Annotated in this window: 20 protein-coding genes; 12 read left to right on the top strand and 8 right to left on the bottom strand. The window is 43.5% G+C overall.

Annotation, left to right across the window (positions count from 1 at the left end; genetic code table 11):
- Window positions 1-116: 116 nt before the first annotated feature.
- Together QUB10_RS07280 and bchB are read right to left on the bottom strand one after the other, a co-directional pair.
- The gene (locus QUB10_RS07280) at window positions 117-914 is read right to left on the bottom strand and encodes a DUF1963 domain-containing protein (protein ID WP_333200848.1); all 798 of its coding nucleotides are present in this window, start codon (window positions 912-914) and stop codon (window positions 117-119) included.
- Between the two features lie 72 nt (window positions 915-986).
- Entirely contained in the window at window positions 987-2513 is a 1527-nt protein-coding gene (gene bchB, locus QUB10_RS07275; protein WP_333200846.1) for a ferredoxin:protochlorophyllide reductase (ATP-dependent) subunit B, read from the bottom strand.
- A 737-nt stretch (window positions 2514-3250) separates the two neighbouring features.
- Here bchB and QUB10_RS07270 point away from each other — a divergent pair.
- Both QUB10_RS07270 and QUB10_RS07265 read left to right on the top strand, forming a co-directional pair.
- Entirely contained in the window at window positions 3251-4504 is a 1254-nt protein-coding gene (locus tag QUB10_RS07270) for a transposase (RefSeq protein WP_333200845.1), read from the top strand.
- Window positions 4505-5070: 566 nt separating this feature from the next.
- Window positions 5071-10584 carry an AAA family ATPase gene (locus tag QUB10_RS07265; protein WP_333200843.1) on the top strand — a complete coding sequence of 1838 codons (5514 nt, stop codon included), beginning with the start codon at window positions 5071-5073 and terminating at the stop codon, window positions 10582-10584.
- Window positions 10585-10866: 282 nt separating this feature from the next.
- Here the strand turns inward: QUB10_RS07265 and QUB10_RS07260 are convergent, their stop codons facing one another.
- On the bottom strand, window positions 10867-12078 hold the full coding sequence (locus QUB10_RS07260) for an acetate kinase (protein WP_333200841.1): 1212 nt from the start codon (window positions 12076-12078) through the stop codon (window positions 10867-10869).
- Between the two features lie 228 nt (window positions 12079-12306).
- Between QUB10_RS07260 and psaK the strand changes: the two genes are divergently transcribed.
- Complete coding sequence (gene psaK / locus QUB10_RS07255; protein WP_333200839.1) at window positions 12307-12567, top strand: photosystem I reaction center subunit PsaK; 261 nt, start codon at window positions 12307-12309, stop codon at window positions 12565-12567.
- Between the two features lie 44 nt (window positions 12568-12611).
- Here the strand turns inward: psaK and QUB10_RS07250 are convergent, their stop codons facing one another.
- The 3 genes from QUB10_RS07250 to QUB10_RS07240 all read right to left on the bottom strand — a co-directional run bounded on the left by QUB10_RS07250 (window position 12612) and on the right by QUB10_RS07240 (window position 15148).
- Window positions 12612-13250, bottom strand: a complete 639-nt coding sequence (locus QUB10_RS07250) for a histidine phosphatase family protein (RefSeq protein WP_333200837.1) — start codon at window positions 13248-13250, stop codon at window positions 12612-12614.
- Window positions 13251-13362: 112 nt separating this feature from the next.
- Entirely contained in the window at window positions 13363-14049 is a 687-nt protein-coding gene (locus QUB10_RS07245; RefSeq protein ID WP_333200836.1) for a DUF3226 domain-containing protein, read from the bottom strand.
- Window positions 14042-15148, bottom strand: a complete 1107-nt coding sequence (locus QUB10_RS07240; RefSeq protein WP_333200833.1) for an AAA family ATPase — start codon at window positions 15146-15148, stop codon at window positions 14042-14044. The genes QUB10_RS07245 and QUB10_RS07240 overlap by 8 nt, the downstream gene beginning before the upstream one ends.
- Before the next feature lie 105 nt (window positions 15149-15253).
- On the opposite strand from QUB10_RS07240, the gene QUB10_RS07235 reads away from it, so the two are divergent.
- The gene (locus QUB10_RS07235; RefSeq protein WP_333200831.1) at window positions 15254-15481 is read left to right on the top strand and encodes a DUF433 domain-containing protein; all 228 of its coding nucleotides are present in this window, start codon (window positions 15254-15256) and stop codon (window positions 15479-15481) included.
- 316 nt (window positions 15482-15797) lie between these two features.
- Here the strand turns inward: QUB10_RS07235 and QUB10_RS07230 are convergent, their stop codons facing one another.
- Window positions 15798-18272, bottom strand: a complete 2475-nt coding sequence (locus QUB10_RS07230; protein WP_333200829.1) for a phosphoketolase family protein — start codon at window positions 18270-18272, stop codon at window positions 15798-15800.
- Between the two features lie 464 nt (window positions 18273-18736).
- On the opposite strand from QUB10_RS07230, the gene QUB10_RS07225 reads away from it, so the two are divergent.
- The 6 genes from QUB10_RS07225 to QUB10_RS07200 all read left to right on the top strand — a co-directional run bounded on the left by QUB10_RS07225 (window position 18737) and on the right by QUB10_RS07200 (window position 21180).
- Window positions 18737-19099, top strand: a complete 363-nt coding sequence (locus QUB10_RS07225; RefSeq protein ID WP_333200827.1) for a papain fold toxin domain-containing protein — start codon at window positions 18737-18739, stop codon at window positions 19097-19099.
- A 33-nt stretch (window positions 19100-19132) separates the two neighbouring features.
- Complete coding sequence (locus QUB10_RS07220; protein ID WP_333200825.1) at window positions 19133-19495, top strand: hypothetical protein; 363 nt, start codon at window positions 19133-19135, stop codon at window positions 19493-19495.
- A 2-nt stretch (window positions 19496-19497) separates the two neighbouring features.
- Window positions 19498-19623 (top strand): hypothetical protein, encoded by a 126-nt coding sequence (locus tag QUB10_RS07215; RefSeq protein WP_333200823.1) that lies wholly within the window; start codon window positions 19498-19500, stop codon window positions 19621-19623.
- Between the two features lie 414 nt (window positions 19624-20037).
- Complete coding sequence (locus QUB10_RS07210) at window positions 20038-20433, top strand: helix-turn-helix transcriptional regulator (RefSeq protein WP_333200942.1); 396 nt, start codon at window positions 20038-20040, stop codon at window positions 20431-20433.
- A 62-nt stretch (window positions 20434-20495) separates the two neighbouring features.
- Window positions 20496-20822: a DUF433 domain-containing protein gene (locus QUB10_RS07205; RefSeq protein WP_333144268.1), complete on the top strand. Its 327-nt coding sequence runs from the start codon at window positions 20496-20498 to the stop codon at window positions 20820-20822.
- A gap of 4 nt (window positions 20823-20826) precedes the next feature.
- Window positions 20827-21180: a DUF5615 family PIN-like protein gene (locus QUB10_RS07200; RefSeq protein ID WP_333025693.1), complete on the top strand. Its 354-nt coding sequence runs from the start codon at window positions 20827-20829 to the stop codon at window positions 21178-21180.
- A gap of 102 nt (window positions 21181-21282) precedes the next feature.
- On the opposite strand, the gene QUB10_RS07195 is transcribed toward QUB10_RS07200, so the two are convergent.
- A complete protein-coding gene (locus QUB10_RS07195; protein ID WP_333200821.1) occupies window positions 21283-21531 on the bottom strand; it encodes a hypothetical protein in 249 nt (82 codons plus the stop codon).
- A gap of 537 nt (window positions 21532-22068) precedes the next feature.
- Here QUB10_RS07195 and QUB10_RS07190 point away from each other — a divergent pair.
- Window positions 22069-22440 carry a hypothetical protein gene (locus QUB10_RS07190; protein ID WP_333200819.1) on the top strand — a complete coding sequence of 124 codons (372 nt, stop codon included), beginning with the start codon at window positions 22069-22071 and terminating at the stop codon, window positions 22438-22440.
- A 5-nt stretch (window positions 22441-22445) separates the two neighbouring features.
- Window positions 22446-22877 (top strand): HNH endonuclease signature motif containing protein, encoded by a 432-nt coding sequence (locus QUB10_RS07185; RefSeq protein ID WP_333200817.1) that lies wholly within the window; start codon window positions 22446-22448, stop codon window positions 22875-22877.
- The last annotated feature ends 111 nt before the right edge of the window (window positions 22878-22988 follow it).

The following is a 22988-nucleotide window of genomic DNA, read 5'->3' as shown; positions in this document are numbered from 1 at the left end:
TAAATCCATCATAGATACCGTAGGGTGCGTCGCTATATAACATCTCCGAACTCAATCGAAAATCTTATAGCGACGCACCATACCAGAACTCTCAAAATAGCATTTTTTACCCTCACTCAACCGCAATCCCACTCGTAGATAACCTCGCTAAAATCCAATTTTTTTAATGCTGATTCTTTGACAAAAAAGTTACCTACGCCACCATTGCCCCACATAATATCTATTACCTCATTAGCATCGCAATCCATTTGAAATAAAAGGCTATACGGATCGCTTTCGCAATCGAGTCTAGGATCGTTTGATTGAAAAGAACCATGATAGCCACCAATTTTATGACCGTGAGGAACACATAGATTTATATAATTGTCCCTAACTTCATCGTCTTCTCTAAATAATTTATAAAAATCTTCTCCTAAAAAGTTTGTAAATCCATCATCGTAATGGGTAATTGGCGCATACTTTTTAGTAAACTGCAAACTAGAACATCCCCAAATAGGAAAATACTCAATATTTGCTGGCAAAAAATCATAATTAGTGATTATATTCTCAAGGTTGAGATCGGGTTCAGGAAAATATAAAATTTGAAAAATATCTTCATCCGAGTCGAAAGATAAGCCATATAATTCATCGTCTGGAAGATAAAACTGCAAGATTCCTCGATCCGGAAAACCTTCAAGAGGCGGTACTTCAGAAAAGTTGATTTGGGCCAGCAAAAAAAACCAATTGCCATTTGAATTTTTAGGATACTCGAATCCTTTAGGTAAATAGGGCAATCCGCCAAATTTACTTTGCCACCAGTTCGCAGGTTCGTTGTTTTCAATTGTAATTTCAATATAGGGTTTGATAGTTGATTCGATTCGATCGCGATACTTTTCTAGTTTGGGAGATAGCGGCACATCAAGTTTGTAGTTCATAAACCGATCGCAAATTATTTTAAATCCAAAACAAAACTTTGCAAGGCGGGCATTTGCCCGCCCAACAAATCATTAAGCGCCGACAGATTCCTTGGCCGCGTAAAGCACCTCAACGGTAATCTTATCAATCCCCCGATCGCGCGCAAACTTCTCAGTATTCCGCTTCACCTTACCCCGCACAAAACCAGGGATTTTATTCAACTCCGCCTGTCCATCCTTCGTCCAACCCATATCAGAATCAGCCGAAATACCCTTGGTAATCACTTCCTTAGTATCGTGGCCGCCGAAGATTTCCAGCAAGTGATCTTCCATTCCCAAAGTGAAGGAATTGTAGACCAAATCTACGCACTGATTCGTGCCTTCATAACCCAAAAATGGCTTGTAGCCGATCGGGAAATTTTGGACGTGAATCGGTGCAGCAATTACGCCGCAGGGAATATCCAACCGCTTACCTACGTGGCGTTCCATTTGTGTACCGAAAATTGCCGAAGGTTCCGCTTTGGCGATCGCATCTCCGATCGCCCCGTGATCGTCCGTCACCAGCACTTCATCGCAATACTCGCTTACCTGTTCCCGGAACCAATCAGCGTCGTGTTTGCAGTAGGTTCCTGCCCACACAACGTGGATTCCCATCTCGCGAGCCAAAATCTTCGTCATCGCCGCAGCGTGGGTATTATCGCCAAATACGACGGCTTTTTTGCCGGTTAAGTTTTGGCAGTCGATCGATCGCGAAAACCAAGCAGCCTGCGACACAAATCGAGTTTGTTGGTCAATAAAATTTTCGTAATCAACATCCGCACCTTGAGCATTCAAAACTTGCTGAATCTTGCGGATACAGCGCGCAGTTTCTACCACACCCATCGGCGTAATATCGATCATCGGAGTGCCGAATTCTTTTTGCAAATACTCCCCGGCCATCATTCCCAATTCCCGATAAGGAACCAAGTTAAACCAAGCGCGCGGCAGTCTTTTTAAGTTGTGAACCGAAGCACCTTCGGGAATAACTTCGTTGACTTCAATGCCCAAATCTGCCATCAAACGCTTCAACTCGGTGCAGTCGTGCTGGTTGTGGAAACCCAGGGTAGACATACCGATAATGTTGACAGATGGTTTTTCGCTTTTGGCTTCTACTAAATCGCCTTTTTTGCGGGCTTTGTTAATGTAAAATTGGACGATTTGATCCAAAGTGCGATCGGCAGCTTGCAGTTCGTTGACGCGGTAATGGTTAACATCCGCCAGCAATACATCGCCTTTGGCATCCAATTGAGCTCGTTCCACGAAGTTTTCTAAGTCTTCTTGCAGAATGCTGGAGGTGCAAGTCGGGGTGAGCACGATTAAATCTGGGTGTTCTTCTCTGTCTTTGCGGGTGATGTTGTCCACCACCCGTTCCTGCGAACCCCGCGCCAGTACGTGTCTGTCAACGACGCTGGTAGTCACCGGGGTGAAATCCCGTTCCCTCTCCAGCATGGAACGCATGACGTTGAAATAGTCGTCTCCAATGGGTGCGTGCATGATTGCATGGACGTTTTTGAAGGAAGTGGCGACGCGCAAAGTGCCGATGTGGGCTGGGCCTGCGTACATCCAATAAGCCAATTTCATAGTTTTTTTCCTGGTGCTGGTTGAGAATTGCCCGATCGGGCGATTACTGCTAAATTTTAAGGTTGTTTCTGATTTTCTCACCGGATGAATCCTTGAGAAATACTAAGTTTCTGAGGATTTACACATTTGGGAAATGCTCAAACGCTTTGCCTGCTTGGCATTTGACTCGCAATTCAAACAACTTTACCTGGGTTTTATGGCAATAATTCTTAATCTTTCCTAAAATTTTCTTAAGAGTTAGGCAAATTTGATTAATGTAGGGTTCGCTGCCGCGCACCAGACAAGGTGCAATAATTCTGCATTTTTTGTCAAATTTACTCTGCTCAAACGGTCAATCGATTTTAGATTTTAGATTTTAGATTTTAGATTTGAAGCATTGACTTGCGCGAGATAAATTCGGGGGCTCCTTTATCGGATACAGGTTTTTTATTTCTCCACCCATGAAGCCGGGGGCTTGTATCCTAGATGCTTTCGGTCAGTTAGCTAAACAGACGGGAATCCCCGCACTATATCGCTTCGATTAGTGTGGGATGAAAGGCGCGTGAGGTGAGGATTCCACCCGTCTAGCAATTCAAAACATAGTTTTGAATTGCTAGACGGGTGGATGACGAAACAAACAAACTCTTTGTTTAACGAGTCTATTTTGTACTTCAATATACTTTACTCATGCACTTGACAGTAAATAAAGTATTCTGGTACAGTAACACTAATTGATATGTACCGACCACGCCAAAGGAATGAGAAGCTCTTACCAATATCGATTACGTCCAACAAAGTTACAAGCCATTGAAATCGACAGATGGCTGTCGATGCTATGGGCTCAATACAATTACTTGTTGGCTGATAGATTCAATTGGTACGAGCAAAACCGTTCTCCCATCAATGCGTGTCCGCTAGTTTGCCATTTACCCGAACTGCGGGATAATCCCGAATATTACAGTCAGAAAAAAACGTTACCTCAACTCAAGAAAACTCATCCTTGGTATGCTGAGATTTACTCTCAAGTTCTTCAAGATGTAGTTAAGCGAGTTAAGGTATCTTTTGATCGTTTCCTAAAAGGTGATAGCAACGGAAAGCGTAGTGGCAGACCGAGATTTAAACCACGCAGTCGTTATCGCACGTTCACTTATCCTCAAGTTAAAGACGGTTGTTTACAAAATAACTTAATTAACTTGCCGATGCTTGGAAAAGTTAAGGTTGTTTTACACCGTTCCATACCTAATGGATTCAAAATCAAAACCGTCTCTATCACTAAAAAGGCTGATGGGTACTATCTTACGCTCTCCCTAGAAGATTCAACAGTTCCTACGATTAAACCAGATTTTAATCCTCAAAAGATTACTGGAATTGATGTTGGGCTAAAGAATTTCTTGACAACCTCTGAGGGCGAAACAGTTGCAATTCCTCAACATTACCGCAAAGCCGGGAAACGTCTGCGAACTATTCAGAAGCGAGTATCGCGTCGTAAAAAAGGTAGCAACCGGAGACAGAAAGCAGTTAAGCAACTGGGAAAATGTCACAAGAAAGTAGCAGAGAAGCGTAAAGACTTTCATTTTAAGACGGCTAACGAGCTGTTGAAAAAATATGATGTTGTTGCGGTTGAAAATTTGAATATTAAAGGACTGGCTCGTACAAAATTAGCTAAATCTGTGTTGGATGCTGGGTGGTCAAGCTTTCTGTCGATTCTAACAAATAAAGCCGTAAATGCTGGTGTGTTGGTAATCCCAGTAAGTGCCTACAATACTTCACAAGATTGCTCTAGTTGTGGCGAAAAAGGACCAAAAAAGCTGCATATTCGTTGGCATGACTGCCCTCACTGTGGGTGTAGTCTAGACCGCGATCATAATGCAGCAATAGGAATCAAAAATAGGGCGGTGGGTCATCCCGTGCTTAAAGCTCAGTCAATGTCCGAAGCAATAGCTGGAGTCACTGAGAAGCCTACACCAATGGTGACAGCTTGTGTTGGTGTAGGAGTATGTCACTATTGTTAATCGATGGTCAAAATAGATAGAACTGAAGGAACTTGCAGCTTCCGAAGCAACACTTAACTCCCTCCGCGCCTCGGTCGCCAATTATAGTTAAGATTTGCACCGGCCGTTGTTTTGAAGCACCCAAATTCGTGCTCGATCGCCGGAAAAAATAAATCTTTCAGCACTTGCGTATTTTCACGAGATGTGGTGACGCTCCACTAAAGTCAAGCGATTGCTTGGAATCTGAGATGATTTAGTTGTCAGCGTGGCGATCGAGCATTAAAGTAAATGCTTGCACAAATCCTGTATTTGTGATTTTGTTTACCTAACTGCTGAGGTGACGAAAGCCCCAGCGTGCTTTTGTCAGCAGTAGCTCATTCCTGTCAAGGCCTGCTTTCCCACACATCCCAAAAGATAGCTCTTGAGCGATAATGAAGAATAACATAGGATTTACGAAAAGAAACCCGATTTACACGAAAAAATCTTGGGTTTGTCAACGACTAGCAACGAAGAAACCCGGTTTCTAGCCCGCCGCGCGTAAGTCCTGTAACATTGACCAAGCACACCTAATTTGAGAGAACCCAACTATGATGGCAATTCCCGGCGTTGCAGTTCTCGCTCTCATTTATGAAAGCAGCACTTCCCTGGTTTACCGCGGCCACAACGAGCAGAACAACCAACCTGTTATTATCAAACTTATCAAAGAAGACTATCCGACTCCTGAAGAACTGAATAGATACAAGCGCGAATATGAGATCACTGCCAACTTAAGCCTGTTGGACGGAGTTGTGAAAGTGTATAAGTTGCAACAGGTTAGAAATAGTCTGGCAATGATCTTAGAAGATTTTGGCGGGGAATCTTTAAAAATTTTTATGGGTTCCCAAAAATTTACCCTTTTAGGATTTCTGACTACTGCCATCAAAGTTGCTGAAACTTTGGGAGAAATTCACGGAAAAAATGTAATTCATAAAGATATAAATCCCTCTAATATAGTTTTTAATCCTGCTACCGGACAAGTAAAGCTAATAGATTTCAGCATCTCAACAGCATCCAACCTGGAAAATATTCCCAATAAAAATCCCAATTTTTTAGAAGGCACTTTAGCCTATATGTCCCCCGAACAAACCGGCAGAATGAACCGGGTAATCGATTACCGCACCGACTTTTATTCCCTCGGCGTGACCTTCTATGAAATCCTGGCAGGACAACTCCCTTTTCCCACTACAGATCCCATGGAGTTAGTTCACTGTCACATAGCCAAACAGCCAGTCCCTCTCGCTGAAATAGCCCCAGAAATTCCTCAAGCTGTTTCAGATATTGTGATGAAATTGTTAGCAAAAACCGCTGAGGAGCGCTATCAAAGTGCTTGGGGACTAAAAGCAGATTTGGAATCCTGCCTGTTTCAGTGGCAAACATCTGGGTTTGTTTCCGATTTTCCTCTCGGTCGCCAAGATATTTCCGACAAATTTCAAATACCTCAAAAACTTTACGGCAGACAGCGAGAAGTTGAAACTCTTTTAGCGGCATTTGAACGGGTAGCAGCAACAAATAATCGAGGCTACCGCACCGACAATTCTCAAATTTCTGTCATCAAAAAAGAACTCAAATCGAAAAAAGAAGTTCCCTTGTCAGTCCTGGCGAGAGGACAACATAAATCCCGCAGCGAGATGATGCTGATTGCTGGTTATTCCGGCATTGGCAAATCTGCAATGGTGAAGATTTTAGACAAACCGATTACCCGCAGACGGGGATATTTTATTTGGGGAAAGTTTGACCAGTACAAGCGGACTATTCCTTACTCTGCCGTTGTCAGCGCTTTTTCGGAATTGGTGCGGCAACTGTTAACTGAAAGTGAGGCTCAATTAGCAGTTTGGCGCGAAAAACTCCGCAGTTCTTTCGGGCAAAACGGGCAAATTATTATTGATGTTATTCCCGAAGTTGAACTAATTGTCGGAGCTCAGTCTCCAGTAGCTGAATTGGGGCCGACGGAATCTCTGAACCGCTTTAATTTAGTATTTCAAAATTTCATTCGCGTATTTTGCCAGCCAGAACATCCGCTGGTAATTTTTCTAGACGATTTGCAGTGGGCTGATTCGGCTACTCTCAAATTGATCGAATTGATGATGACAGATGAAGCTACGCAATATCTGTTTTTAATTGGTGCTTATCGGGATAATGAAGTTAGTCCTACTCATCCTTTAATGATGACTGTGGAGACGCTGCGGAATCAGGAAGCAATCATTAATCAGATTGCTTTGTCGCCGCTGGGGGTGGAAAACATAACTCATTTGATTGCCGAGACTTTGCACAGCGATCGAGAATCAGTCAAACCGTTAGCTGAATTGGTAATCAGCAAAACCGACGGCAATCCTTTTTTTGTAAATCAATTCCTACAAACATTGTATCAGGAAAACCTGCTAGTTTTTTACCCGCCACAGTCGGGGAGCAAGGGCGGCTGGCATTGGGATATGACTCAAATTGAGCAGTGCGCTATCACTGACAATGTAGTAGATTTGATGGTACAAAAATTGAGAAAACTGCCAAGTTCAACGCAGCAAGTTTTGCGTTTGGTGGCTTGTTTGGGCAACGAATTTGACTTAAATACTCTTTCTTTAATTAATGAAAAAGAAGCCTCGGAAACTTTTTCTCACCTGTTGCCCGCGATTAAGTCGGGACTGATTCTGCCAACTTCGGAATTGGAAAGCAAGTCATTAGATTACGTGCTGTTTCCGCTATTAATTCTGAATTATAAATTTTTGCACGATCGCGTACAGCAAGCCGCTTACGCTCTGATCGACGACTCGCAAAAAAAGGCAGTTCACCTGAAAATAGGCAGGCAAATCCTAGAAAACACTCCGGCTGAATATCGCGCTGACAGAATCTTTGAATTAGTCGATCACTTGAATGTGGCTCGATCGCTAATTAAAGACGATCGAGAATTAATTGAACTGGCAACGCTGAATTTAGACGCGGCCCGCAGAGCCAAAGATGCCACTGCTTATGTTGCTGCCTTGCAGTATTTAACCGCAGGCATGGACGGTTTGAGCGCCGATATTTGGGATGCCCACTACGATTTAGCCTTTGCCTTGCACATGGAGCGGGCAAATGTTGAGTATTTAAACGGTTATTTCGAGAAGTCTGAAGAATTTATTAATATAACTCTGGAAAAAGCGCGATCGCCCTTAGAAAAGGTAGAAATTTACAACCTGCTGATCGTGCAGTATACCCTGCGGGCGAAGTACGAAGAAGCCGTTAAAGCCGGAATCAAAGCTTTGGACTTACTAGGAATTGACTTGCCCCTAGACGGGCTACAAAAAGTCATATCCGAAGAATTTGCAACAGCCACCAATATTTTAGCTGGTAGAGAAATAGCTTCCCTGATTGACGCCCCCGAAATGACTGTACCCGACAAAAAAGTTGCAGTCAAATTAATTACCAACTTGCTGACATCGGCGTACCTCAAAAATCCAGACTTGTGGAAAGTCAGCGTTTTAAAAGGAGTCAATCTTTCTCTACAATACGGTTTAGTACCCGAAGCCTCTCTTTGCTATGCTGGCTACGGTATGTTCTTAAACGCAGTTTCGGGAGATTACAAAGCTGCCTATCAGTTCGGCTTGCTCTCGCTGAATCTCAGCGAAAAATCTGGCAATATTGGCTTGAAATGCAGAGCTTGTTCATCCTTGGTCAGTATTTTTTATTACTGGTTCAACCACATCAAAGATTCCCACGCAATCAGCAATGAAGGATATCAAGCAGCTTTAGAATCAGGAGATTTAGAGTATGCGGGTTATATCCTGTCCAACCGCATAGCTAACTCATTTTTTCAAGGTAAAGAAATATCGCAAATTCTGGTCGATACGAGCAGGTATTTGCAATTCAGCCAAAAAACCAAAAATCAGCTCGTAACCGATATATTATTAGGGGTAGAGTTAATCCTGCGTAACTTGAGCAAACTAACTCCTGAAAAGTTTGTATTTGAAAGCGAAGATATCAGCGAATCTGAATACGTACATAACTGTCAAGCTCATCAAAATTTGTACTCACTCTGCCTTTATCAGATTCGCAAATGCCAGGTAATGTACTGGTACGGCAACTTCAACGAAGCGCTACAACTAGCTTTTGAAGTAGAAAAACAGCTATCTTTTATTACCGGAGCCATACCCGCTACCGAATGGAATTTTTTCTTTTCTCTAACTTTAGCGGCTGTTTTCCCAAATGTTTCAGAAGAGAAGCAAAAGGAATACTTGGAAAAGTTAGAGGAAAACCAAAAACAGATGAAAATTTGGGCAGACAACTGTGCCGAAAATTTTCTGCATAAGTACCTTTTAGTACAAGCAGAAATAGCCAGAATTTCCAAGAAAGATTCAGAAGCTGTAGAACTGTACGATTTCTCTATCAATTTAGCCCAAGACAATGAATTTGTCCAAAATGAAGCGCTAGCTAATGAACTCGCAGCTAAGTTTTGGTTGAGTAAAGGCAAGTATCAATATGCCAAAATCCACTTGCGCGAAGCTCACTCGTGCTACTTGCGCTGGGGTGCAGTTCGCAAAGTAGAAGATTTAGAACAGAAGTATCCGCAGTTGCGGGAAATGACGCCGATCAACGGAAGTTTTAACAACAATCAAACTACCACAACTATTCATACTTCTACGGGCAGCGATGCGAGAGTGCTGGATTTAGCAACGGTAATGAAAGCATCTCTGGCGATTTCTAGCGAAATTGTCCTCGATAAGTTGCTGGCTTCTTTGATGAGAATATCCTTAGAAAATGCGGGTGCTCAATTAGGTTTTCTGATTTTAGTCAGAGATGGTCAACTGTTGATTTCAGCTAAAGCGTCAGTATTTGCTGAAGATGTAGCTGTGCTGCAATTTACGCCTGTTGGCGACTATCAGGATTTACCTGTGACGGTGATTAATTATGTGGAAAGGACTCGCTCGGATTTGGTGTTGAGCAATGCGGCGACTGAGGGACTATTCACAGCCGATCCTTACATCGCTAAACACAAACTGCAATCTATTTTGTGTACTCCAATCATCAATCAAGGGAAACTGATCGGCATTCTTTATTTAGAAAACAATTTGACTGTCGGAGCATTTACTCCCCACAGATTGGAAGTTTTAAGGTTGCTTTCTTCCCAAGTTGCTATTTCTTTGGAAAATGCTCTGCTTTACAATTCGGTTGAACAGAAAGTGCAAGAGCGGACGCAGGAGTTAAATGAAAAGAACGAGCGTTTAGAACAAACTTTGCGCGAACTTAAACTAACTCAAGCTCAATTAATCCAAACGGAAAAGATGTCTAGTTTGGGGCAAATGGTCGCTGGTGTAGCTCACGAAATCAATAATCCTGTAAGTTTCATCTACGGCAATCTTAATCCGGCTAGCGAATACGTTAAAGACTTGCTAAAATTGATTGATCTTTACCAGCAGCACTATCCAGAACCTGCTGATGAAATTCTAGAAGAAATAGAAACAATTGAGCTGGAATTCTTGAGCGAGGATTTGCAAAAGCTGCTGGATTCCATGAAAGTAGGAGCGGAAAGAATCCGGGATATTGTGCTAAGCTTGCGGAATTTCTCGCGCCTCGACGAAGCACAAATGAAGTCGGTAGATATCCATCAAGGCATCGACAGTACGGTGATGTTGCTGCAACCGCGCCTGAGAAAAGAGGGCGGGCGTTTGGGAATTGAGGTGATTAGAAATTACGGCACGCTACCCCTAATTACTTGTTATGCGTCTCAGTTGAATCAGGTATTTATGAATATTTTGACAAATGCGATCGATGCTCTCCTCGTAGCAAGAGATTGCCCGGAAAATTCTCATAAACAGCCTACTATTACAATTTCTACAGAGGTGACAGACAGGAATTCTGCCATAATTAGAATTGCCGACAGCGGGCCGGGGATGAGCACTGAGGTGCTGCACAAGATATTCGATCCATTTTTTACAACTAAGCCTGTGGGTTCGGGTACTGGTTTGGGATTGTCTATTTCTCACTCGATTGTTGTCAGTTCTCATGGCGGAAAATTGACTTGCGTTTCTGCACCCGGAGAGGGGAGCGAGTTTATTATTGAAATTCCGATCGCCCCCAGGCAAGTTTTGTAACCGTTTCTGGATCATTACCAACCCTGGCAGTATTCCAACGATGTCATATCAAATCTGTTAGCATCGGAATTATTCAGATCTCTATTCTTTTCATCTGCGTGAATCCGCGTCCATCCATTGTCATCTGCGGTGAATACATTCTCTTTTTTTTACCGCAGATGAGGGCAGATAAACACAGATTAACGCAGATGAATTAGATATATTCGGGTGGCGCAGTTCGTGATTGTTGACACTGCTGCGAAGCTGAGTGGGCATCGTGGTTGCAGGAATTCATAAAATAAGTTAGTGATAAAGTTTCCAGCATTCTCGCGCAATTTCCCAATCCTCCTGCGTGTGAATTACCAAAATTCTCACGGCTGAATCCACTGCCGCAATATCTTGATCGATCGGTGACTGTTGATTTTTATCCCCATCCAATTTTAACCCGATAAATCCAAAAGCTTCGCAAGCGGCAGCCCGCACAACAGCAGAATTTTCCCCAACTCCCGCCGTAAAAATTAAAGCATCCAACCCTCCTAAACTCGCCAGCATGGCACCAATTCCGGCACGCAAACGGTGGATGTAAATATCCAAAGCAAGTTGAGCTCTCTGATTACCTTGGGCGATCGCATCTCCTATCTGCCGCAGATCGCTAGACACGCCTGAAATCCCTTTTAAACCTGAATTTCGATTGAGAATACCGTCAAGTTTCTCAGCAGTAAAATCGGATTGTTTTAACAGATGAATGATAATGCCTGGATCGATCGAACCCGATCGACTTCCCATCATCAAACCTTCCAAAGGCGTAAATCCCATCGTCGTGTCAACACTCCAGCCACCGCGAATGGCCGCCAGAGAACATCCGTTGCCCAAATGACAGCTAATCAACCGCAAATCTGCCACATCTCGACCCAGAATGTCGGCGGCCCGACGCGCGCAATATTGATGGCTAATCCCGTGAAAACCGTAACGGCGAATCCCATTTTCCAGCCATTCATAGGGGCCGGGATAAACAAAGGCTGCGGGCGGCAATTGTGCGTGAAAAGCTGTATCAAATACTGCTACTTGCGGCACATTTGGGAGGATTTTTTCAATCGCTTCGATACCTTCGAGGTTAACCGGATTGTGAACGGGGGCGAAAACAGATAAACGGGCGATCGCCTTTTTAACATCCGGCGAAATTAACGTACTTTGCTGATAATCTTGTCCGCCGTGTACGACGCGGTGGCCGACAATATCAATCTCGTTTAAATCATTAATTGTTTGAGTTTTTCCCTTCCAAAGACTCTGCAGCATTCGAGAAATAGCATCTTTGCGAGAGTCTGAGGCAAACTCCTCTTCAAGCCGATCGCCTTTTGCTGTTTTGACTTTCAACTCTGCTATACCCTGCTGGTGAGTCCAATCAATTTGAGCTGACCAGAGGGGTTGCAAAGGTCGATCGGGCAGGACATCGTTTAACTCGTAAAGACAGCTCTTTTGACTGCTAGAACCCGCATTTAACACCAGTATTTTCATGCTTTATTATTTCCTGTTGATTCGTTCTTTCGATCGCTAGGCGATTGCAATCGCATCTTGTCCAACTTTCATCCGCCTGCACAGACGAAGAAACCTTGAGATCCTGGGAAGATTTTTAAGAAATATGTCGAAAAATTAACTCTTAATGCAATGTGTAGCGAACAGTTGCATTTTTTTGATATATCTTCTATGCACATTTTCGTTTACTAAAGTTTAAGGAGTCGATCGATGTTTACACCAATTTTACTTGCCGTTGCCCCCAGAACCATAGAGTGGAGCCCCACGATCGGTTTGATTATGATTCTTTGCAATATTTTAGCTATTGCGATCGGCAAATCAACCATCCAAAAGCCTCACACAGGCCCAGCAATGCCCTCATCCAGTATGTTCGGCGGTTTGAGTTTGGGTGCAGTTGTGGGAACTATGGCATTTGGTCATATTTTGGGAGCAGGTGCTATTTTAGGATTGTCTAACTTAGGCGCGATTTAGTTGCAGAATAGAGGGTACGCAGTACGCGCACCCTACCCGCAATTTCAAGTACCGGGCAAATTGCGGAGGTTTTCATCCATGTACGATCGATCGCCCAAAACCTCCAGCAACGGGCCGCGCACGTCAAACTTGACAATACTGACAGAAGCTGCTAAAGCGGCAATGCGATCGCGATAACGTCCCAAATCAATCCCCAACAGACTGCACAGAATAATCCTAATAGTTGCTTTGTGCGAGACAACCAACACATTTCCATTCTTGTATTTTTCCTCAATTTCTGCAATAACTAAGGAAGCTCTACTGGCAATTTGCACCGAAGTTTCGCCGCCGTTTGGTGCATTCCAAGCAGGTTCAGTCAGCCAATTAATATAATCTTCTTCGTAGTCTTTTTTGACCTCTTCTACTGTTTTGCCTTCCCACTCACCGTACTTAATTTCCCTCAGTCCGTCGCGAAGCTGCATTTCAATTCCCACAGCATCGCACAAAGGTTTTGCAGTAGCAATTGTGCGTTTCATCGGACTGACATAAACAGCATTCCAAGGCAATTTTGCGTAAGTGGCGGCAAACTGTTCTGCCATTTGAGAACCTACGGGCGTTAATTCTGGATCGATCGCGCCGCAGAAGCCACCTGTTTGGCTGTAAGTCGTCTCACCGTGTCGTAGAAAGTAGATTTTTAAGCTCATAAATTACTTAATTGTGATATCAAATCCTGTTTATTCTTTAGTCCGCGAAGGCGGACTTCGCTTGTGTAGTAGCGGTTTCAACCGCCGAATATTTCTTGTTTATTTTATCATATTAGCAAAAGAGTTTAAAAAACTCCTTCAAATCATCGAGTGCAGGATTATCCCAATCCCAAATATCTTTTTTGTGTTTCATAACATAATCAAACCCAGACATACTGCATTTCCTTCCAGCTTGTTTCTCTTCCTTATCTGAGCAAGTATCATACCTGAGATAGATGCTTACCCAGAATTTATCAAAACCTTTCTGGTTAATTTGCTGTCCCTGGCTTTCTATGCAGGTTTTCCAGCTATCCAAACAATCAGCATGAGGAGATTCTCTAGCCTTTATTGCCTTTAAAAGCGTTTCCAGTTCGCCTTTACCTTCAAAATTTGTAAAGTAACAAGCCAATTTTGCATTTGTTCCATAATTTGTACAAATATCGATAAATTGTTTAGTGCTTGACAAGCTTGCAGCTTCAAACACTTGTTTTATACATCTATCTACGAATTTCAGCCGTTCTTGCTCTGAACAATTATCAATATCTATAATAATTCCTATCTTTTCGATATCTTTTCGGTCAACCTTTCTTATTAAATTTTTTAAAGCTTTGATTAACTCTGTTTCGCTCAAGCCTTCCAAACTTTGATAATCATCTATATAAATAGGTGATGCTACCTGGATATCGCAGTTTAGTTTTTCAACCATTGCCTGCATGAAAATTTTATCATTTTTACTTTCTACTATGACAATATTACTCACCTCTCACTCCTTCTTGATGCTCAATGGCATAACTAAGAGTTTCCAAATCGAGCCGACTTCCGATTATTTGATTTGTTTTGAGTTTCCTTGCTAGTTCAAAATATGCGCTGCTGCATTCCTGATTTTGTTCTAAACCCACATCCGCAAATGCTTGAAGCATCTCTAAACTGTGCGTTGTAGCAAAAATCTGCGTATCCATTTCAACCGCCAACCGAAATAACACTCTCCAAAACTCCCGCTGACTTGTATGGTGTATGCCATTTTCTATCTCATCAATTAGCAGTATTTTGTGTTCGCTGTTTACCAGTTTAAGGATTATTTCTGCAACTCTGTTAATGGCATCTCCAAACAATGATAAAGGCAAACGCTTTTCGCCTTTCCTTCTCAAGTAGAGCGTGGGTTCCCCGATCGAAAAACTGTCTACTGATTCTATTGAATAGTCGAGAATTTGAAAAGCTTTCAAAACTTCGCTATCTTTTTCATTCAAACGCGCCAGGTCAAATAGTTCCGTGAGATTCCTTTCAAAAGACCTCATACAAGATGGAATAAAATGCGGTTCTTTAACATTAGGACGACTGCCAAACCCCATTTTTTTTGATGAAGTAGCTATTGCAACGGAATTAACAGTTTCTTGATTGTATCGAGTTAATTTGATATTTAGGACTGACAAATCATCTTTATCCTTCAAGAATAACTCTCTTAATCTTTCTACATTTGTGTCTGAGAAAATATTGTCTACATTTCCAGATTCATCTAACCAAATTTCTATTTTATCTACGACATTACTTTCATCTTTTCCATGAATTACTATAACTGCGTCTTTGTTGAGGGAATAAAACAAGTTGTCCCATTCCCTTTTATATATTGATTCTATTGATTCTATCCATTCTGAGGATTCTGACGATGCTGACGATTCCATTCTCAGCTTTTTTAATGCGAATATACTTCTACCGTCGGGATCGTTATAGAGAAAAAGTGCTTCTAGCAAGGCTGTTTTGCCAGCATTATTTTTACCGCCGATTAAATTTACTCTTTCAAAACCAGAAATTTTTATTTGCTCAAAGCACCTAAAATTTTGGATTTCTATTTCTTTAAGCATTCCCGCCTCTTTTGAATGTACAAATCCTAAACCACCGTTGATTTATGCTAAGATTAATTCTATCTTAGTTGTTTTACTTCATCCGCAACAAGCAACGAATTTGTCATGCAGAATATACACCTATTTGAAGTCATTGAACGCGATCCAACCAAGGTGAGTGGTGCATGGATATTTCGGGGAACGCGCGTACCTGTTGCCGCCTTTTTCGAGAACCTTAAAGATGGAGCATCTATTGACCAGTTTCTCGAATGGTTTCCCGGAGTAACTCGCGTCCAAGTTGAGGTGCTACTCGATCGCGCCCTAGCCTCGTTAACGCAGATGGCACAAGCATGAAGATATCGATTAACCCGCAAGTCCGCCGGGGGTTGAAAACCCCCGTCTCATAGCGAAAGTCCTCTAAAAGAGGACTGAAACGCCAATTAAATAAACCACTTAATTCCTAATTTCAAATCTCAAATCTCCAATCTCAAATCAATAATTCCCAATCTAACATCTAAAATCTAAAATCGATAGTCGGTTTCAACCGACTTTTGCTATGAGACAGGGGTTTTCAACCCCTGGCGGACTCGCGGACTAACGACAGATTTCTCATAACAACTAAAAAAAGCCCTCAATTTCTGAGGACTTTCTTTTCAGACAGCGATCGCACCTACCCAGGAGCACCCGATCGCACGGTTTGATCTCCTGTCGTTGTCGGATCTTTCGTTTCCTTCGGCGCTTCCGGCGAAACCGGGCCCGCGTGCGGCCACTTCCAGTCACGGATTTCCGGCATATCATCGCCGTGTTCGTTGATATAGTGCCTGTGTTCGATCAGCTTGTCACGGATAGCTTGTTTGCCGTAAGCTGCAACAGAACTCAGTTTTGGAACGCGATCGAGTACATCTCCAACTAAATGGAATCGATCGAGGTCATTAATCACCACCATATCAAACGGCGTCGTAGTCGTTCCCTCTTCCTTGTAACCCCGAACGTGAATATTCGAGTGATTTGTCCGGCGATAAGTCAAGCGGTGAATCAGCCAAGGATAGCCGTGAAAAGCAAAAATCACCGGCTTATCTTTCGTGAACAAAGTATCAAAATCCTTGTCCGACAAACCGTGGGGATGTTCGCTAGCAGGTTGCAGCGTCATCAAATCCACCACATTCACCACCCGTACTTTTAAATCGGGATAATCTCGGCGGAGAATGTCAACCGCCGCCAAAGTTTCCAGCGTCGGAACATCACCCGCGCAAGCCATCACCACATCTGGTTCGCCACCTTTATCGTTGCTGGCCCACTCCCAAATGCCGATGCCGGCGGTACAGTGTTTAATCGCAGAATCCATATCCAAATACTGCAATGCCGGCTGCTTCCCTGCAATAATCACGTTGACATAGTGGCGACTGCGGAGACAGTGATCCGTTACTGACAGCAAAGTATTCGCATCGGGCGGCAAATAAATCCGCACCACTTCCGCTTTCTTGTTAATTACGTGGTCGATAAAACCCGGATCTTGGTGAGAAAAACCGTTGTGGTCTTGTCGCCAAACGTGAGAAGTTAGTAAGTAATTCAGAGATGCGATCGGTCGGCGCCAAGGAATGTGACGAGTAGTTTTCAACCACTTGGCGTGTTGGTTGAACATCGAATCGATGATGTGAATAAACGCCTCGTAACAAGAGAAAAAGCCGTGGCGTCCCGTCAGCAAATAGCCTTCCAGCCATCCCTGACATAGATGTTCGCTGAGGACTTCCATCACCCGGCCGTCGGGGGAGATGTGATCGTCTTCGGGCAAAATTTCCCCCGCCCACACCCGGTTCGTCACTTCAAACACCGGATCGAGGCGGTTTGAGGCCGTCTCGTCAGGCCCGACAATGCGGAAATTGGCGTTTTCCTGATTGAGTGTCATCACCTCTCGCAGGAAGCGGCCAGAAACGCGGGTTGCTTCTGCCATTACAGTGCCCGGTTTTTGCACGTCAACGGCGTAGTCTTCAAATTTCGGCATTTTCAAGTCTCGCAGCAGCAGGCCGCCGTTAGCGTGGGGATTTGCCCCCATGCGTCGAGATCCCTTGGGTGCGAGTTCGGCCAATTCGGGAATTAATTTCCCGTTATCGTCGAAGAGTTCTTCCGGCTTATAGCTTTTCATCCAATCTTCCAGGAGTTGGACGTGTCCCGGCTTAGAAGCCATTTCCGAAAGTGGGACTTGGTGCGATCGCCAATAATCCTCAGTTTTCTTACCGTCAACTTCCTTCGGCCCCGTCCAGCCTTTGGGAGTTTTCATCACAATCATCGGCCACTGGGGACGGCCCGAATAGCCCTCTGTCCGGGCTTTTTCCTGAATCGCCTTAATTTCGCCGATCGCCGTATCGAGAGTTGCAGCCATCAACTGGTGCATGGTTTCCGGGTCTGAACCTTCCACCCAATAAGGTTTGTAGCCATAACCGACCATCAAACTTTCCAATTCCTCTTGCGGAATGCGGGCCAACAGAGTTGGATTGGCAATTTTGTAGCCATTCAAGTGCAAAATCGGCAACACAGCCCCGTCGCGAACCGGGTTGAGAAACTTGTTAGAATGCCAGCTAGCAGCCAAGGGGCCACTTTCGGCTTCCCCGTCACCGACAACGGCCGCCACAATCAAATCGGGATTGTCGAAGACGGCACCGTAAGCGTGGACGAGGGCGTAGCCGAGTTCGCCGCCTTCGTGAATCGAACCGGGGGTTTCCGGGGCGACGTGGCTGGGGATACCGCCGGGAAAGGAGAACTGTTTGAACAGCCGTTTGATACCCTCTTCATCTTCGGAAATGTTCGAGTAATATTCGCTGTAAGTGCCTTCGAGATAGGTGTTGGCGACCAAGCCCGGCCCGCCGTGTCCGGGGCCTGCGATGTAGATGGTGTTGAGGTCTTGGGCTTTGATGATGCGGTTGAGGTGAACGTAGATGAAGTTTAAACCTGGAGTAGTGCCCCAATGTCCGAGGAGTCTCGGTTTGACGTGTTCGATTTTGAGGGGTTCTTTGAGTAGGGGGTTGTCGAGGAGATAGATTTGTCCGACGGATAGGTAGTTTGCCGCCCGCCAGTAGGCGTTCATTTTGTGTAGTTCTGAGTCGGAAAGCGGCTTTAATTGCGGGAGATCGGTTGTTCCTAGCATCATCAGCGATTGACTCCTAAGTTGTGGTTGTTTTGTAAAGTGCGATCGAGAAGTGCGATCGATATTAATTTGTTATAGCAGACTTTTTGTATTTAACCTCCATGTCTTCCACGCAAACTATTGAATTCTAGCTCGTTTATGCCTAAATAAAAGTTTAAATCAATGTTAATTTCTGGCTAAATATCGCACGCTTTTGATGGAAGAAAGATGAAAATTTTCGGGGATCAAGGAATTCAGTAATATAAAATAGGATTTACACAAGAGTTTGCGGAGAGTGTGCACTGTGCACCTGATACGTATGTGCAGCGGGTCGCCGGATGTGCTGTGCAAGTCCCCAAAAAGATACTTCTCAAGGTAGAACTCGTAATGATTTATATGTGAATTAAATTTTATTTATGCAGGCGAATTGTCTGCTGACTCCTTTTCTGGTAGAGTTCTGTATGTTTGTCTAGGCTCAGGGTAAAAGGGTGAGCAATTTTTCTAATTTAGAGATTTATCAAGAAATTAAAAAGATAGTACGTCAATTCAAGATTCTTGAATGCGATCGCTGTGCTGTAGCTGTTATGGAATGGCTAGAACAACAAGGCATTCAGGGAAAGATTCTGAGACTGAGAACAAGATATCAGGAGGAAGATTACATTATCAGCGAACGTCTAGAACGTCTGGGAGTTGAAGAATCGATTACAGTGAACGGTAAACATTATGGCGTTGAAGTGGCAGGTCTAGTCTTTGACAACCTGTCAACAGATGGGATGTTAAGGGAAGAATGGGTTAAGGATTTTCACTGTCAGAGTGAGCAATTTGTTGTCGAAGAGTTAGAAAGTTTGTAAAATGGAAGTGTCAAGCTCAAACAAGAGGTAAGGATGAGTGGATTGCTTGAGATTATACAAAAAATAAAAGCTAGACCGGGGATGTATATTGGAAAACATTCGGTTAGCGATTTGTTTATGTTTTTGGCGGGTTATAAAACAGCGAGGCGAGAATTAGGAATTGAGTCAAGCGAACAGGAAAATGAGTTTTTCGGGGAGTTTCAGCCTTGGTTGCAGAGACGGTTTAAGGTACTGTCGGTGAATTCTTGGGCAAAAATTATCATGCTTTACTCAGTGGATGAAAAGGAGGGGTTTGAGTATTTTTTTAAGTTGCTGGATGAGTTTTGGCAGCGGGATAAAACTTTAAAGGTTGATGAGGTTGAGGCTAAAGGGGAGACAGTTATCAGTCACAGATAGATATGACCCATAGATTTTGGCGATCGCACTTTCATCGAGATGTTGAAAAAAGTGCGATCGCCTTTCAATGTTCTTACTTACTTCCTTACCTGCACCAACAGCTAGAAAGTCTGACTGACTCTTTTTAACCATTCATTGCTATTTGGTGTTTTTCCAGTCACACCAAATTCATCTGTTATTTCAGTAGTATCAGTCATGAAAGTACCATCTGGCTTGAGCCTGATGCGGTAAAATTTCCTATACTCGTCGCGCCATAGATTGGCATTTGGTGTCGTTCCTGTGGCATCAAATTGCTCCGTTACAGGAGTCTTTGATTGAGCATTAGCTGGCAGAGATATACTCAATATTAAGAGCGCGATACTACCAACAAAAACTTGATACTTCCGAAGACTGCTAATTCCTTTCTCAAGATATTGACAAACAGACTTTGACTGGTGGGAAATTTGTACTGGGTACTTGATGATGATTCGAGCTTTACAAGATTATATTGAGTAATACTATTTTATCTTGTGGAGCTTTGTCAACAAAATTTATAGGATTTTCTGGTAAATACACGATTATCCGATATTCAGACATGGCATTTTCACGCTTGCCAGCGTCTCCGCGCAACCCGTGAACTCCTTGGCCTGACTCAAGAGCAGGTCACTGAGCAGTTAGAGATCAACTACGACATCACCATGAGCCAGCAGACGCTCTCTACTATCGAAAACGGCAAGCGCAAAGTAGACGCCGAGAGGGAGTTACCCGCCTTCGCCGCCGTCTACAGCAAACCTATCGATTATTTCTACGAAACCCTGGAATTGCCCGCCGCCGCACCCCCAGCCGCACCCGCACCCAAGCGCCGCTCAGTCGTCACCGTTGACATGGAAGCCCTGACTCAGCGCGATAAGTTAGAACTAGCAGCAGAATTAATTCACAACGTTTTGCAAGAAACCTAACTAATAGGGCGATCGCCCTACAATATCAAATATCTATATAATTCCTAAATCCCAAAAATTCTATGACTATCAAAGAATTAGAAGCGCAACTTCTGGCTTTAACGCCAACCGAGAAAGCTCAAATCATCCAATTATTAACCCAGAACTTAGCCAACACCTGGCAAGGAATTAGCAAGACTCCCGGTGTCTGCGGCGGTGATGCTTGTATCAGAAACACTCGCATTCCTGTTTGGGTACTGGAAAGTTTTCGTCGCTTGGGTATGAACGAGTCTCGACTCTTAGATAACTATCCCACACTAACCGCTACTGATTTAGCAAATGCCTGGACTTATGCGGCAGCTTTTCCCGATGAAATTGAAATAGCTATCCGCGAAAATGACGAGGATTGAAATGATGGCGCGTCTTTATGGTGACGAACAATTTCCCAGAGAGGTTGTAGAATTGCTGCGCCAGATGGGGCACAATATTCTGACAGTGCAAGAAGCCGGAAAAGATAACCAAAAAATTCCTGACGAAGAAGTGTTAGCTTTTGCAGTCAATGAAAATCGAGCTGTTTTAACTCTCAATCGCCGTCATTTTATTAGACTGCACAGCTCACAGCCTGACCATGCTGGTATTATTGTCTGTAAGGCCGATGATGACTTAGCAAGAATGGCGACTAACATTAATGAAGCTATTTCCTCACTTGCAACATTAACAGGTCAATTGATTCGCGTCTATCGTTCTGGGTCGCCATCTATATCTTAAGCGATCGCCAAAAAGTAAACTACAGCAATCTCAATCCGAAAATCACTGCATCGGTTTGATTGCTGGCTAAATGCCATCGCCGATATTTCCCGCTGAAAAAACCTAGGAGGCGACTAAAACAGGGCACTCTGAAATCCGGCAAATATTGGACACAGTTGGCTGGTGGGAAACGACTCGCAGTTCGTGAGAATACCGGGGACGCGGGTCATTTTCTAACCAGATGGGCGGTACCATCATCACTTCATAGTAAGCGATCGTATGCAAAACCCCGGGCTGGGACTTCAACTCCACTGTCAAGCCCGCTCGGTACTCAAATGCTTCTTCCCAGTCTAGATTTTCATTCATACCCATAGCGATCGCGCCTCTTAATCTTGTTTCTTTTGTCCATTGTAGAGCGGTACATAAAAGATTGGGTACTTTCTGTTGCTTATGATACAATTTTTAACCTTATATGTTCGATCCATGACAATCTAACAGATAGCCACAATTGTCAATAAGTAAATAGGATGATTTTGCTGACGGGTGACAAGTCAACTGAAAAGGTAGGCTTGACAAGAGTTTGAGTTGAGATGTCTCAAAAAAAATAGGGGCGATGGAACCGCGCAGACGTTTATGAGACAAAGGAAGATCAGAGAATTTTAAGGATTGAAGTACAAACCTATTTTTGCCCTCTTGTCTAGTGTTTTACAAATAAAGAAACCCGGTTTCTTAAAGAAACCGGGTTTCTGGGATGAGTGAAAACTAAACTAATTTCACTTGGTTTTCTACTTTGTCGCAGTCGCCGTATTTTTAGCAAGCGAGATCCTGCTTCATTTCTTTTTGGCAGATGTCTAATACTCAAAGTAAAATATGGCATAATATAAATATTAGTTTCATAGCTTTGCACCTATGACCGCCCAAATCACCCTAAATCTGCCAGATGAAGTCTATCACCAAGCAGAATTGCTAGCGCAGCAACGCCACCGCACCGTGAGTGAGATTCTAGTAGAAACTCTGGAAAATTTTCTCTTACCAACCGCTAAACCAGTATCAGCACTGTCTGATTCAGAAGTAATCACTCAGACTCAACTCCGGCTGCAACCACTCCAAGAACAACGATTGAGTGAATTGCTAGACCGCCAACAATCCGGTACTATCGCATCTGTAGAACGTGATGAATTGCAGGCATTAATCCACATATATGAAACTCGACTATTGCGACAAGCTCAAGCCTTAAATGAAGCTGTGCGGCGCGGCTTGCTGGAACCATTAAAAGGATAAGCAAAATGGCGATTTCCGAACAAGTTCGAGCCAGAGTTCGCGCACAAGCTCAAAACCGATGCGGTTATTGTCGCAGTTTACAAATGTATGTTTTGGGAATACTGGAAATTGACCATATTATTCCTAAAGCGATTGGCGGTACTGACGAGGAAGAAAATCTCTGGCCAGCTTGTAGTCTGTGCAATAATTACAAAGGAACCCAAACTGACGCATTAGATCGGGTCACGCAAAAGCACGTTAAGTTGTTTAATCCGCGCACTCAACAATGGTCACAAAATTTTGCTTGGAGTGAAGACGCTACAGAAATTATTGGACTTACAGATTGCGGTCGCGCAACAGTCACAGCACTACAACTAAACAATAATATTGCTGTTACTGTCAGGCGTCAGTGGGTTAGTGCTGGATGGCATCCGCCCACAGATTCAAGTATTTCATAACAGATATTATTGTCAATATAAAACCGCTGCGGCCGCTCAATGGTCAACTTTCCACTTGATGTATTTGCCAAACTGAGATGCACCCGAATAATTTATATTAGATATCCAGAT

Source organism: Microcoleus sp. B5-D4 (assembly GCF_036705145.1).
Lineage (GTDB): Bacteria > Cyanobacteriota > Cyanobacteriia > Cyanobacteriales > Microcoleaceae > Microcoleus.
Note: the sequence above shows the minus strand (reverse complement) of the source record. Positions and strands in the feature narration are given on the sequence as shown.